This is a genomic window from Streptomyces sp. V4I2, from assembly GCF_030817655.1.
Lineage (GTDB): Bacteria > Actinomycetota > Actinomycetes > Streptomycetales > Streptomycetaceae > Streptomyces > Streptomyces plumbiresistens.
In genome coordinates, this window is the sequence record NZ_JAUSZM010000003.1 from 10,295,400 (window position 1) to 10,306,985 (window position 11,586).

10 protein-coding genes and 5 pseudogenes are annotated in these 11,586 nt (G+C 68.7%); 10 read left to right on the forward strand and 5 right to left on the reverse strand.

Annotated elements, in window-relative coordinates; translation table 11 throughout:
- The first annotated feature begins 416 nt into the window (after positions 1–416).
- Positions 417–881, forward strand: a complete 465-nt coding sequence (locus tag QFZ76_RS48230; protein ID WP_307679625.1) for a hypothetical protein — start codon at positions 417–419, stop codon at positions 879–881.
- An 18-nt stretch (positions 882–899) separates the two neighbouring features.
- On the opposite strand, the pseudogene QFZ76_RS48235 reads toward QFZ76_RS48230, so the two are convergent.
- Positions 900–1,280, reverse strand: a pseudogene (locus tag QFZ76_RS48235) (transposase); the annotation flags it as partial.
- Here QFZ76_RS48235 and QFZ76_RS52070 point away from each other — a divergent pair.
- The 7 genes and pseudogenes from QFZ76_RS52070 to QFZ76_RS48270 all read left to right on the forward strand — a co-directional run bounded on the left by QFZ76_RS52070 (position 1,240) and on the right by QFZ76_RS48270 (position 6,905).
- Positions 1,240–1,434, forward strand: a complete 195-nt coding sequence (locus tag QFZ76_RS52070; RefSeq protein WP_373464474.1) for a transposase — start codon at positions 1,240–1,242, stop codon at positions 1,432–1,434. The pseudogene QFZ76_RS48235 and the gene QFZ76_RS52070 sit on opposite strands and share 41 nt — an antisense overlap.
- Before the next feature lie 216 nt (positions 1,435–1,650).
- Positions 1,651–2,715 (forward strand): annotated as a pseudogene (locus QFZ76_RS48245) (FAD-dependent monooxygenase); the annotation flags it as partial.
- Positions 2,716–2,801: 86 nt separating this feature from the next.
- Positions 2,802–3,217, forward strand: a pseudogene (locus QFZ76_RS48250) (transposase); the annotation flags it as partial.
- Between the two features lie 270 nt (positions 3,218–3,487).
- Positions 3,488–3,985 (forward strand): Ohr family peroxiredoxin, encoded by a 498-nt coding sequence (locus tag QFZ76_RS48255; RefSeq protein WP_307680355.1) that lies wholly within the window; start codon positions 3,488–3,490, stop codon positions 3,983–3,985.
- A 105-nt stretch (positions 3,986–4,090) separates the two neighbouring features.
- On the forward strand, positions 4,091–5,791 hold the full coding sequence (locus QFZ76_RS48260) for an L-aspartate oxidase (RefSeq protein ID WP_307680356.1): 1,701 nt from the start codon (positions 4,091–4,093) through the stop codon (positions 5,789–5,791).
- A 74-nt stretch (positions 5,792–5,865) separates the two neighbouring features.
- Positions 5,866–6,612: an SDR family oxidoreductase gene (locus tag QFZ76_RS48265; RefSeq protein ID WP_307679626.1), complete on the forward strand. Its 747-nt coding sequence runs from the start codon at positions 5,866–5,868 to the stop codon at positions 6,610–6,612.
- Positions 6,613–6,731: 119 nt separating this feature from the next.
- Positions 6,732–6,905 (forward strand): hypothetical protein, encoded by a 174-nt coding sequence (locus QFZ76_RS48270; RefSeq protein ID WP_307679627.1) that lies wholly within the window; start codon positions 6,732–6,734, stop codon positions 6,903–6,905.
- A gap of 578 nt (positions 6,906–7,483) precedes the next feature.
- Here the strand turns inward: QFZ76_RS48270 and QFZ76_RS48275 are convergent.
- Positions 7,484–8,437 carry an IS481 family transposase gene (locus tag QFZ76_RS48275; RefSeq protein ID WP_307674073.1) on the reverse strand — a complete coding sequence of 318 codons (954 nt, stop codon included), beginning with the start codon at positions 8,435–8,437 and terminating at the stop codon, positions 7,484–7,486.
- A gap of 119 nt (positions 8,438–8,556) precedes the next feature.
- Positions 8,557–9,165: a sigma-70 family RNA polymerase sigma factor gene (locus QFZ76_RS48280; RefSeq protein WP_307679628.1), complete on the reverse strand. Its 609-nt coding sequence runs from the start codon at positions 9,163–9,165 to the stop codon at positions 8,557–8,559.
- A 346-nt stretch (positions 9,166–9,511) separates the two neighbouring features.
- On the opposite strand from QFZ76_RS48280, the pseudogene QFZ76_RS48285 reads away from it, so the two are divergent.
- A pseudogene (locus tag QFZ76_RS48285) lies at positions 9,512–9,940 on the forward strand (ATP-binding protein); the annotation flags it as partial.
- A 599-nt stretch (positions 9,941–10,539) separates the two neighbouring features.
- Here QFZ76_RS48285 and QFZ76_RS48290 read toward each other — a convergent pair.
- Positions 10,540–10,641, reverse strand: a pseudogene (locus QFZ76_RS48290) (sigma factor); the annotation flags it as partial.
- 157 nt (positions 10,642–10,798) lie between these two features.
- Here QFZ76_RS48290 and QFZ76_RS48295 point away from each other — a divergent pair.
- Positions 10,799–11,218 carry a hypothetical protein gene (locus tag QFZ76_RS48295; RefSeq protein WP_307679629.1) on the forward strand — a complete coding sequence of 140 codons (420 nt, stop codon included), beginning with the start codon at positions 10,799–10,801 and terminating at the stop codon, positions 11,216–11,218.
- Positions 11,219–11,228: 10 nt separating this feature from the next.
- Here QFZ76_RS48295 and QFZ76_RS48300 read toward each other — a convergent pair whose 3' ends face one another.
- The gene (locus QFZ76_RS48300) at positions 11,229–11,570 is read right to left on the reverse strand and encodes a hypothetical protein (protein ID WP_079665279.1); all 342 of its coding nucleotides are present in this window, start codon (positions 11,568–11,570) and stop codon (positions 11,229–11,231) included.
- Between the last annotated feature and the right edge of the window lie 16 nt (positions 11,571–11,586).

An 11,586-nucleotide genomic window follows, 5' to 3' on the forward strand; every position in this document is an offset into this window, starting at 1 on the left:
GTTCCTCTCAGGACCCGTGCTGTCGATGGCGCACTCGTTGGTTCACCGTGTGACGGTCCGGCCCGTAGGCGCCTGGACACGGTTGCTTTGGCTGCACGCACAGGGGATGGGCCGGCCGCCACAGAGTCCGGTGTCACCACAAGGCGGGCACCAGGTCGATCGCGTCTTCTCTTCGACCGGGCACACCCTCATTCCGTTACAGGTCTGCCATGGTCGTTGTCTCCGGCGAGCATCACACTGTCACCTTCGTCAGAGTGGTCACACTGTGGCGATGCTCTTAGGCCCTGTTGCGAAAGTGCTGGTCGCGGCTCGAAGGCGTGATGAGCCAACCGGGACAAGTGTCTGAGCCGATCAGCCATGATTAGGGCTGGAAGCGTCGGCTGGGGGGAGGAGTTCGGTTGAGCAGGACTGTGCCAGTGATCTCCGGTGAAGCGGTGTTCTGGGCCTATGACGTGGCGCTCGGGGTTCTCTTTATCGAGGCGGCGCGCGTTGGTGCGGAGATGCCGGCGGATCTGCGGCCCTCGGGTTGGCCGGAGTTGGAGCAGGGGCTCCGCACCCAGGCGTTGGGGGGCAGCAGTTCCGCTGTCCTGCTTGACGACTTCGCTGTCGAGCAGCGGGAGGTACTCCTGAGTTGCATTCCGGAGGCGGCACGCCGGATCGAGGCCCGCGGCGGCGTGAGCCGGGAGGAAGTTTCGACCTGGCCCGATTTGGAGGAGAGTGCGACCAGCTTCCTGCGCGGTGCAGAACACATCGCTGCTGCTCCGCTTGTTGAGCTGGCGCAGGCTCTGGTCGATCTGGCAGCCGGCACGCTCTCCCCAGCTCCAGCTAAGCGCTATTGGTACTACGGAACCCCAAAGGGGCGGATCGTGCAGGGCGGATAGGGCTGCTGAGACGTTGCGTCATAGCCACTCGTTGATCGCTGCGACGAGCACGGTCGCTTCGTAGCGGACCGCCAGCTTGTCGTACCTCGTGGCTACGGACCTGTGACGTTTCAGCCGGTTGATCCCGCACTCCACCGCGTGACGCTCCTTGTAGTCATCCTTGTCGAACTTCGGTGGACGCCCTCCGCGGGAACTGAGTTTCCTGCGGTTGCGGACTTGGTCGGTCTTCTCTGGGATGGTGCATCGGATCCCGCGTCTGCGCAGGTAGGCGCGGTTCGCGCGGGACCCGTAGGCCTTGTCAGCCCTTACCTTGTCCGGCCGGGTACGCGGTCGGCCCCGCCCCTGTCGAGGCACCCGAATGGCTTCTAAGACCGGCTGGAATTGCGGGCTGTCATGCCAGTGGCGGACCCGGGCGGGCGCCCCATGGCGGGACGTGCCCGAGCGGTACGGCCCCTGGGACCGGATCTACGACCTGTTCCGGCGCTGGCAGCGCGACGGCACTGGAAGCGGATCTTGGAAGATCTGCAGGCTGAGGCTGACGCGAAGGGCCTGATCACTTGGGATGTGAGTGTGGATTCCACCATTGCCCGAGCTCACCAGCACGCCGCCGGGGCGCGTAAAAAGGGGCGGAGCAAAAAGAGCCTCCCGGCGGCATCGGCGTCGAGCCCGACGATCACGGCCTGGGACGCTCGCGCGGTGGGCTGACGACCAAGCTGCACCTGGCGGTCGAGCAGGGCCAAAAGCCGCTTTCCCTGATCGTTACCGCTGCGAGCGTGCCTCCATGCCCGAGGACGCGGGGGCGGGCATCTCACTGGCCGCCAACGGCCTGCGGGCACTGGACGAACTCGGCGTCGGCGACGCGGTACGGGATGCCTCCCGAGGCCAGTACAACGGCGGCACTCGCACACCACAGGGCGGTTGGCTGGCCCGGATGGACGGCTCGGCACTGGAGAAGGCGGTGGGCACACCGATCATGGGCATCCCCCGCTCCACCTTGCACCGGCTGCTTCGCGACTGCCTGCCCGCCGAGGCACTGCTGATCGGTTCCGAGGCGGACTCGGTCGAGCAGCCCGGCCCCGGGACGGTTCGAGTGAGCTGCGGCGAGACGGTCCTGGACGCCGATCTTGTAGTGGCGGCCGACGGCATCTGGAGCAAAGTGCGCAGCCATCTCTTCCCAGCCCACCCCGGTCCGGTCTACAGCGGCTCGACGGTGCTGCGTGCCATCACCGAGCAGGCGGTCGACCTGCGCACCGACTTCGAGCTGACCTGGGGGCACGGCGCCGAGTTCGGGCACATCGCCTTCCACGACGGGCGGGCCGAGTGGCACGCCGTCCTCAACCTCCCCGCCGGGACGCGGTTCGCCGACCCACTGGACGAACTGCGCAGACGATTTCATACCTGGCACGACCCGGTCCCCGCCCTGCTCGACGCGACTCGGCCCGCCGCCGTGCTGCACCACGACGTCAACGAACTCCGCACACCGCTCCCCTCGTACACGGTCGGTCGGACCGCGCTGCTCGGCGACGCGGCACACGCGATGACCCCCAATCTCGGACAGGGGGCCTGCCAGGCGCTGGAGGACGCGGTCACCCTGGCCGCCGCGCTGGCCACCGAGCCCACCGTGAAGGCCGCGCTCGCTCGCTACGACGCCGAGCGCCGACCTCGCAGCCAGGCCGTCGCGCGGGCCGCCCGGCAGGCCGGGCGGATGGGCCAGCAGCTCTCCCACCCGCTGGCCGTCGCCCTGCGGAACACGGCGATGCGGCTGACACCCTCCCGCGCCGCAACGCACATGATCCTTCGGCACCACGCCTGGGTCCCACCACAACTGAGCTGATCCGATTCGCACCCCGCCAACTCACCACCAGGTGCCTTCCGAGACGAAGTCGAGCTGCGGGTCTTGCCGTTGGCGGTCACGGTGGGCAGGGTGGCCGCGCGCGTGCTGATCTTGTTCCAGACGACCTGTGGGAGCGCGTGGCTCCGCTGTTGCCGCGTGCTCCCGAGCGCAGTTACCGCTATCCCGGGCGACTGCGTGTTCCCGACCGGGTGGCCCTCGCTGGCGTCTTGTACGTGCTGCAGACTGGTGTCGCATGGCGCGACGTCCCGACGGAGACTGTGGGCTGCTCCGGGGTGACGGCGTGGCGCCGACTGCGGGACTGGACCGAGGCCGGCGTCTGGCCGCGTCTGCACGCGGCTCTACTGGCCGAGTTGCGGAGCACCGACCTGCTGGACCTGGACGACTGTGCCGTGGAAGGGTCGCACGTCCGGGCCCTAAAAGGGGGGACCACGTCGGCCCGTCACCCGTCGACCGCGCTCGTGCTGGCTCCAAGCACCATCTCGCGTGCGTGACGCTGCCGTGCCGCGCCGGCATCCATGCAATGGCGACCATGCCGACCGCGTGGGGCGACCTGTGTACGAGGCCGGTCAATCTGGGGCCCCGGAGACTGAGGACCGCGGTCAACGAGGCCGCGCGCGTCACAAGAGCCGGTACTTGTCGGTCTTCCAGTCATTGGTCGTCCGGTATCCAGGACGCCACGACGCAAAGGTGCGCTCACGATGACTTGCAGCCCAGTTGGTCCGGCACGTCGCAGCACCACGGGTGTGACGCGGTGACCGAGCCGATCCAGCCGCACGACCTGTCCACCGAGAAGGACCTTGACGGGAACTCCTTCGCTCCCCTCTACACCACGGCGGTGACCGTGACCGGCGGGACGGCGGCCCATGGGAGAGCCTCGGGGAGGGCACGCTCGGACGACGGAATTCTCGACCTCGACCTGCGCCTGCCCGCCGAACTGGGCGGAGACGGCCGGGGAACCAATCCCGAGCAGCTGTTCGCCGCCGGGTTCGCGGCTTGCTTCCACGGCGCGCTGAGCGTCGTCGCACGACAGGCCGCTCTCGACCCCGCCGCGATATCCGTCGAGGCGACCGTGGCGTTCGGCCGCAGTCCGCAGGACGGCGGATACGTCCTGCACATCGACCTGGTCGTCAGCTGGCCGGGCGTCACCCCCGAGCTTGCCACCCCGCTCCTGCAGAGGGCCGACGCCCTGTGCCCCTACGCGAGGATGGCCTGGCACGGCACGCCGACCACCATCACGCTGGCCTCCTGACGCCACGGCCGTGGTGTCACAGATCGCGGGACTGCCCGGTCGTACTTGATGAAGGCCCAGCGAACGGAGTGGACCGTGGCTGTCACCGAACAACGTCTTGCCGCCATGGTGCTGGTGATCGGCACCGGAGGGGCCGGCCTGCGCGCGGCGATCGAACTGGCGGAGGCCGGCATCGACGTCCTCGCCGTCGGCAAGCGTCCCAAGGAGGACGCCCATACGGCACTGGCGGCCGGTGGGATCAACGCGGCGCTGGCGACGATGGACCCCGAGGACAGCTGGCAGCAGCACGCCGCGGACACGCTCAAGGAGAGCTACCTGCTCGGCGATCCCCGCACCGCCGAGATCGTCACCCAGGGCGCCGCCCTGGGCATCGACGACCTGGAGCGCTACGGCATGGCCTTCGCCCGCGAGGAGGACGGCCGTATCTCGCAGCGCTTCTTCGGCGCGCACAAGTTCCGCAGGACCGCCTTCGCCGGCGACTACACGGGCCTGGAGATCCAGCGCACCCTCATCCGGCGCGCGAGCCAGTTGAACATACCCATGCTCGACAGCGTCTACATCACCCGCCTGCTCGTGCACGACGGTGCCGTCTTCGGTGCGTACGGCTTCGACCTCACCAACGGACAGCGTTATCTCATCCACGCCGACGCCGTGATCCTCGCGGCCGGCGGCCACACCCGCATCTGGCGACGCACCTCTTCGCGCCGTGACGAGAACACCGGCGACTCCTTCCGCCTGGCCGTCGAGGCCGGGGCCCGGCTGCGCGACGCCGAGCTGGTCCAGTTCCACCCGTCCGGCATCATCGAGCCGGAGAACGCCGCGGGCACCCTCGTCAGCGAGGCCGCCCGCGGTGAGGGCGGCATCCTGCGCAACGCCCTCGGCGAGCGATTCATGACCCGCTACGACCCGCAGCGCATGGAACTGTCCACCCGCGACCGCGTGGCCCTCGCCTCCTACACCGAGATCAAGGAGGGGCGCGGCACCCCCAACGGCGGCGTGTGGCTCGACGTCTCCCACCTGCCCCGGCAGACGATCATGAATCGACTGCCCCGGGTCTACCAGACGCTTCTGGACCTCCAGATGCTCGACATCACGCGCGAGCCCATCGAGGTCGCCCCCACGGCGCACTACTCGATGGGCGGCGTCTGGGTCCGTCCCGAGGACCACAGCACGGACGTCCGCGGTCTGTACGCCATCGGCGAGGCGTCGAGCGGCCTGCACGGCGCCAACCGTCTCGGTGGCAACAGTCTCATCGAACTGCTTGTCTTCGGCCGCCTCACCGGCCGGGCGGCGGCCGCCTATTCAGAGTCCCTGACCGCGCAGCCGCGGTCGGCGTCGGCCATCGCGGAGGCCCGGGAGGAGATCGACGAACTCCTCGCCGCCGACGGGCCGGAGAACGTTCGTGCTCTGCAACGCGCCATCCGCAACACCATGACCGAGCACGCGGGCGTCGTCCGCGATGAAGACGGCCTGCGCGCGGGACTGGCGGAACTCGCGGCGATCGAGAAGAGGATGCAGGATGTAGGCATCCACCCCGACATCGCCGGCTATCAGGACCTCGCGCACGCTTTCGACCTCAAGTCCGCCGCGCTGGCGGCCCGGGCCACCCTCGAAGCGGCACTGGAGCGCCGGGAGACCCGCGGCTGCCACAACCGCAGCGACTATCCCGACATGGATCCTGCTCTGCAGGTCAACCTCGTGTGGTCCCCGACGACGGGCGTCACCCGCGAGAGCGTTCCGGCCGTCCCCGAAGAGATTTCCGCCCTGATGGAGGAAGTCTCGACCACGGGCAAACTCGTCGAATAAGAGGTGTCACAAACAGAACCGGTGGCCGGTCTCTACTGGTAGAGGCATCAGGGAAACTCGAAAGGAATTCCGTCATGAAGGTCGTAGTGATCGGTGGGACCGGGCTCATCGGCTCGAAGGTGGTCGCCGGGCTTGGCGAGCACGGGCACGAGGCGGTCGCGGCGTCCCCCAACACCGGCGTCAACACGCTGACGGGTGAGGGCCTTGCCGAGGTCCTGCAGGGTGCGTCGGTGGTGGTCGACGTGTCGAACTCGCCCTCGTTCGAGGACGAGGCCGTCATGGAGTTCTTCCGCACCTCGACGACCAATCTGCTGAAGGCGGAGACCCAGGCCGGCGTGGCGCATCACGTGGCGCTGTCCGTGGTCGGCACCGACCGTCTCCAAGGGAGCGGGTACTTCCGCGCCAAGCAGGTCCAGGAAGACCTGATCAAGGCGTCCGGCAACCCCTACTCCATCGTCCACGCCACCCAGTTCTTCGAGTTCGCGAAGGGACTCGCCGACGGGGTCACCGAGGGTGGCACCGTGCATCTCCCCGACACCAAGATCCAGCCCATCGTCTCCGACGACGTGGCCGTGGCCGTCGCCCGCACCGCGGTCGGCGCACCGGTGGGAGGCGTGGTGGAGGTCGCCGGTCCTGAGGCGTTCCAGCTGGAGGAGTTCATCCGCATGGGACTGACCGCCCAGAACGACCCCCGCAAGATCGTCACGGATCCGCAGGCGACGTACTGGGGCGCCCCGCTGCAGGAGAACACACTCCTGCCCGGCCCGGACGCGCACATCGCGGAGACCCGCTTCGCCGACTGGCTGTCACGGCAGAAGTAATTTCTCGAGGTGGCCCTCACCGAAAGGAAGAGGGCCACCGATGTCCTTTGCCGACGGGCCGACTTCATTCCTCCGGGAGGGCGGCTCGCGCTGCTCGAACGCAAACTCATGGAGCCACGATGTCCCTGATCCATGAGGACCGCATCGACCTCGCTGCCACATTCGAGTCGCTGACCGCCGAAGCCGCCGAGCTTCGTGACCGGGTCACGGAACTGCGCCAGGAACTCGCGGCCCTCGGCGAGCGCATGATCGTCATTTCAACCGCTCTGAACCGGCATACGCCCTGCCCCTGACCTCCTCGTCCGGGCCAGGGTCGCCGCCCTGCCTGAAGGCCAATGCAGGAGGCTGCGAAGGCGACCGTCGGGCAGTTTGGTGGCGCTGGACATCCTGGTGAACGACGCGCGTCATGCCGAGCGGACCGGTCCCCCTGCCGACGCGGGGGAGTGGACGCGCATGTCCGCCACCGAACGGCTCCGATCCATGTGCGCCGACCTGCTCACCTGCCGCGCTGCAAGGGTGCCGCGGTGGAGATCTCCTTGACCTGGGGGCGTAGGGGCACGGCCGTCGTCGTCGTGCAGCGGCCACCAGGTTCCAGGATCGGGATCACTGCCTTCTCAGAGGCGTTGCGGCAGGAGGCGACGGCGCGTGGGTACACGTCGTCCCCGTCGAGCCTGGATTAGCCGCGAGAGGCTGAGCCCGAGGAAAATCGCCGACGACGTCCGGTACGCCGTCACCCGGCCCGGGCACGTCTACGTCGACGACATTCCGCCCGCCCGCCCGCCCGGAGGCCCGCTGACACCTGCCGCAGCGGTCACCGCCGACCGCCCGCATCACTCGACAGCACCCTCTCCAGGTGCCCGAGGTCACCCGTCTAGGTGTATTGCCCTGAGAGGTTGGGGACGCGGCTGGCGGGTGGTTGGCCTTTCAGCGCGGTGTGTCCGCGGTGGTGATTGTAGGTGTGCAGCCAGTCGGGGAACGCTTGGCGTCGTTCGGTCTCTGAGTGGTAGGGGCGGGCGTAGGCCCACTCGTCGAGCAGGGTGCGGTTGAAGCGTTCGACCTTCCCGTTGGTCTGCGGCCGGTAGGGCCGGGTGCGCTTGTGGGCGATCCCGGCTGCGGTGAGCAGGTCGCGCCAGTCTCGTGAGCGGTAGCAGGAGCCGTTGTCGGTCAGGACCCGTTCGACCGTGATGCCGGCCTGGGTGAAGAACGCCTGGGCACGGGTCCAGAAGCCGGTGGCGGTCTCCTTCTTCTCATCCGCGTGGATCTCGCTGTAGGCCAGTCGGGAGTGGTCGTCGACGGCGGTGTGGAGGTAGCTGTAGCCGGCGTTCGGGCGGTTCTTGCGTCCTGCTTGGCGGCCCAGCACTTTGTGTCCGCCGCCGTCGGGGATGTTGCCGAGCTTCTTGATGTCGACGTGCACCAGCTCGCCGGGACGTTCACGTTCGTAGCGGCGTATGACGCGGCCGGTGGCCCGGTCCAGGTGGGTGAGGCGGGCCAGGCCGTAGCGGGTCAGCACACGGTGAACGGTCGAGGGCACCAGGTGCAGCAGGTGCGCGATGCGGGCCGGTCCCCAGCGGCGCAGGACACGGACCTTGATGATGCGCCGCTCGGTGCGGGTCGGCGTCCTGCGCGGGCTGGTACGCGGGCGGCTGGAGAGGTCGCTCATGCCTGCTTCGCCGAACGTCCGGTAGCGGTCGGCCCAGCGCTGGGCGGTGGTCGGCGAGACCTGGAAGCGTTCGGCAGCCCGGCGCAGGGGCCAGCCGTCCTCGACCACGCAACGGGCCAGGCGCAGTCGTCCGGTCTCGGTCAGGGGTGCATTACGGTGGGACACGAGGGCCTTTCGGTCGGTGTCGACGTCGCAATCCACACCGAACTCGAAAGGCCCTCACCTGTTCAAGATCCCTCAGCTGAGACCTGCCTCACCGTCCACAACCTCCCGGGACAGAACATCTAGGCCGCCGAGAGGAACGCCTGAACAAGACGCCGGTGCGCGACGGAGTCGACCTGCTGCCTGCGGCGGTCCCCGTTGAGACGCCGCTGGGCGCGTGCAACCTGCTGCCTCGTGTTGACGACGCTGAGATGCAGGATCTCGGCGATCCGGTCGTACGGGCAGCCGAAGCCCTCCCGCAGGACGTACGCGGCGCGTTGCCTCGGAGTCAGGGTTTCCATCAGCAGGAGGACCGCTCGCTCGACGGCGTCCTGCCGCTCGGCCACCTCTTCAGGGCCCGCGTGGTGGTCCACCCGCTCCGGGAGCGAGGGGCTGTCACAGGACTCCCGGCGCTTCCAGGCGGACTGGACGACGTTGATGGCCAGCCGGACGGCGGTCGTCCTGAGCAGTGCCGGCGGATTGGAGACGGCCGTGCGGTCGGCATCCTGCCACCGCAGCCACGTCTCCTGGATGACGTCCTCGGCTTCGTTCGCGTTTCCGACGATGTGCCTGGCGAGGGTGAGCAGCCCGGGCCTGGCCTGCACGAACACCCAGGTCGCGTCGTCCAGCGCGATGACGGATGTGCCCGCCGTCTCCCGGCTCTGCCCGGTCTCGGTCAGCTGTGTGTCCATGTCCGGCTCCTCTGCTCCGTGGGTCAGCAGCTCGAAGAGCAGCCGGCACCAATGTCGCGCCCGAGGGCAGCCCGGCGCGCCCTTGGAAGGCCGTAGGGGATTGCGTGGTCGTGCCGTGGGAGATCCGTGGCCGACCCGTCGGACCGTCGTTCCGGACGCTCGACCACCACGTTCGCTCAAAGTCGGAAGTTCTCCACTTTCGCAGCCGTTTACGATGCAACCGGCTCGCCTCGGTTGCGCCACGGCCGCAGTCATCCGGCTACGCACCAGCCGACGCGCCGCCATGAGGATCTGACGTGGGAGGCTGCCATGACGAGCCGCGGTTCCGGAGCCGGAACTCCTCGGCAGGCGGAGCGAGCGTCGGGCCCTCGATGACCTGCTGGCGGGCGCCAGGGACGGGCGCAGCGGAGTCCTGGTCCTTCGAGGTGAGGCGGGGATCGGGAAAACCGAGCTGCTGAAATACCTGCTGGGTCGTGCCACCGGATGCCGTACCGTCGGCGTGGCCGGCGTCCAGTCCGAGATGGAGCTCTCCTACGCCGGCCTGCACCAGCTCTGCGCACCGCTGCTGTCGGGAGTCGACAACCTTCCGGAGCCGCAGCGCGACGCACTGCGCACGGCGTTCGGGCTGCACGGCGGAGCCGCGCCCGTCCGGTTCCTGGTGGGGCTCGCCACGCTGAGCCTCCTCGCCAACGCCGCCGGGAGCGAGCCGCTGGTCTGCGTCATCGACGACGCGCAATGGCTGGACCGCGTCTCTTCACAGACTCTGGCGTTCGTCGCCCGCAGGCTGCTCGCGGAATCGGTGGTGCTCGCCGTCGCCGTGCGCGAGCCGACCACCGGTGAGGTGTTCACCGGCCTCCCCGAGCTGCCCGTGACCGGGTTGTTCGCGGAGGACTCCCGAAAGCTTCTCGCCTCGGTCGTCACCGGCCCGCTCGACCGTAGGGTGCGTGATCGCATCGTCGCGGAGACCCGCGGCAACCCACTCGCCCTGCTCGAACTGCCCCACGCGCTCACGGCGTTGGACCTGACCGGCGACTTCGGGCGCACCGGGGCGGGGCCTATGTCGAACCGGCTGGAGCAGGACTTCCTCCGCCGCGTCCAGGCGCTGCCGGCCGAGACGCAGCGCCTGCTGTTCCTCGCCGCTGCCGAGCCGGTCGGCGACGTGACGCTGCTCAGGCGTGCAGCCGAGCGGCTGGGAATCGCCGTGGACGCGGCCGCGGCGGACGCCGAGGCGTCGGGATTGATCACCCTCGGCGCCAGGGCGCGCTTCCGTCACCCGCTGGTGCGTTCGGCGGCCTATCGTGCGGCAGGCCCGGACGACCTGCGCGAGGTGCACAGGGCCCTGGCGGACGTGACCGACGTGGGCTTTCCGACGCAGCGCAGCCATACCTCCTGGACCACGTCCTCGGCCTCGACCGTGCTGCCGAGTATGCGGTAGTCGATCCCGAAGAGCTGCCCGCCTCCGTTGCTACGGTCCATCCGCTGCAGGGACCGCCACCGACGGGAACGTGTGACAGAAACGGACGATGCTTTTTCACGGGCCTGCAAAATCCCACTGTTCGAGACACTGAGATGACCTGCCTGACACTCGAACCACTGCATATGATGTCGACAAGGGTTGAGGAGGGGAGAACTCATGGTCTCCGCGAGCCGTACGGCACACAGCATCGAGGTCACCGCCGAGGGGCTCCAGGAGGAACTGGCCCGGCTGCATTTCCAGAAGCAGGCGCTGGAAAGGGAGTTGGCGGCGATCGTGGCACATCTCGGCTCCGTACAGCGGGCCCTCGGCGCTCTCGAGAGCGCGCTGGTCACTCCGCGCGCCGCTGACCAGGTGGACGCGCACGGCAAGCAGTACGGCAAGCTCACCGAGCAGATCGTGGCGTACTTCGCCAAGGTCGGTGACGCGGAGGTGCGAGCCCGTGAGGTCGCGGCGGCGCTCGGCCGTGACGCCGACAGCGGAAGCATCAACGCGGTCCGCAGCACACTCGATCGCCTCGTCGCCTCCTCCCGCATTGAGCGCGCCGGCCGGGGCTTGTATCGCACCGGGCGTTCCTAGCGCTCGGCGGTCACCGCGACGAGCCAAGGATCACCACGACGCAGGCGATGATCGTCAGGGTGATCAGCACCATTCCGGTGAGTGTTCCCCGCAGCCATTGCCGGATCCTGACGTGGTGCTGCGCCTCCATCGCGCCGACGCGTTCGGCGATGTGATCGGTCACCATGCGGGCTACGTGTTTCTGCTCGTCGACGTACCACTGCTCGATGTCCCGCTTCTGCTCGGGGGTGAGCCCCTCCACGCGCGCGGTGAATGCCGCCACGCGGCGGTACGTCGCTCCCCTGTGAGCCTCCCGGTACAAGAAGCCCTCGATATCGGGCAGGCCGCGGGCGGCCTCCTCGCGTGCGGACACGGCGTACCCCCAATGA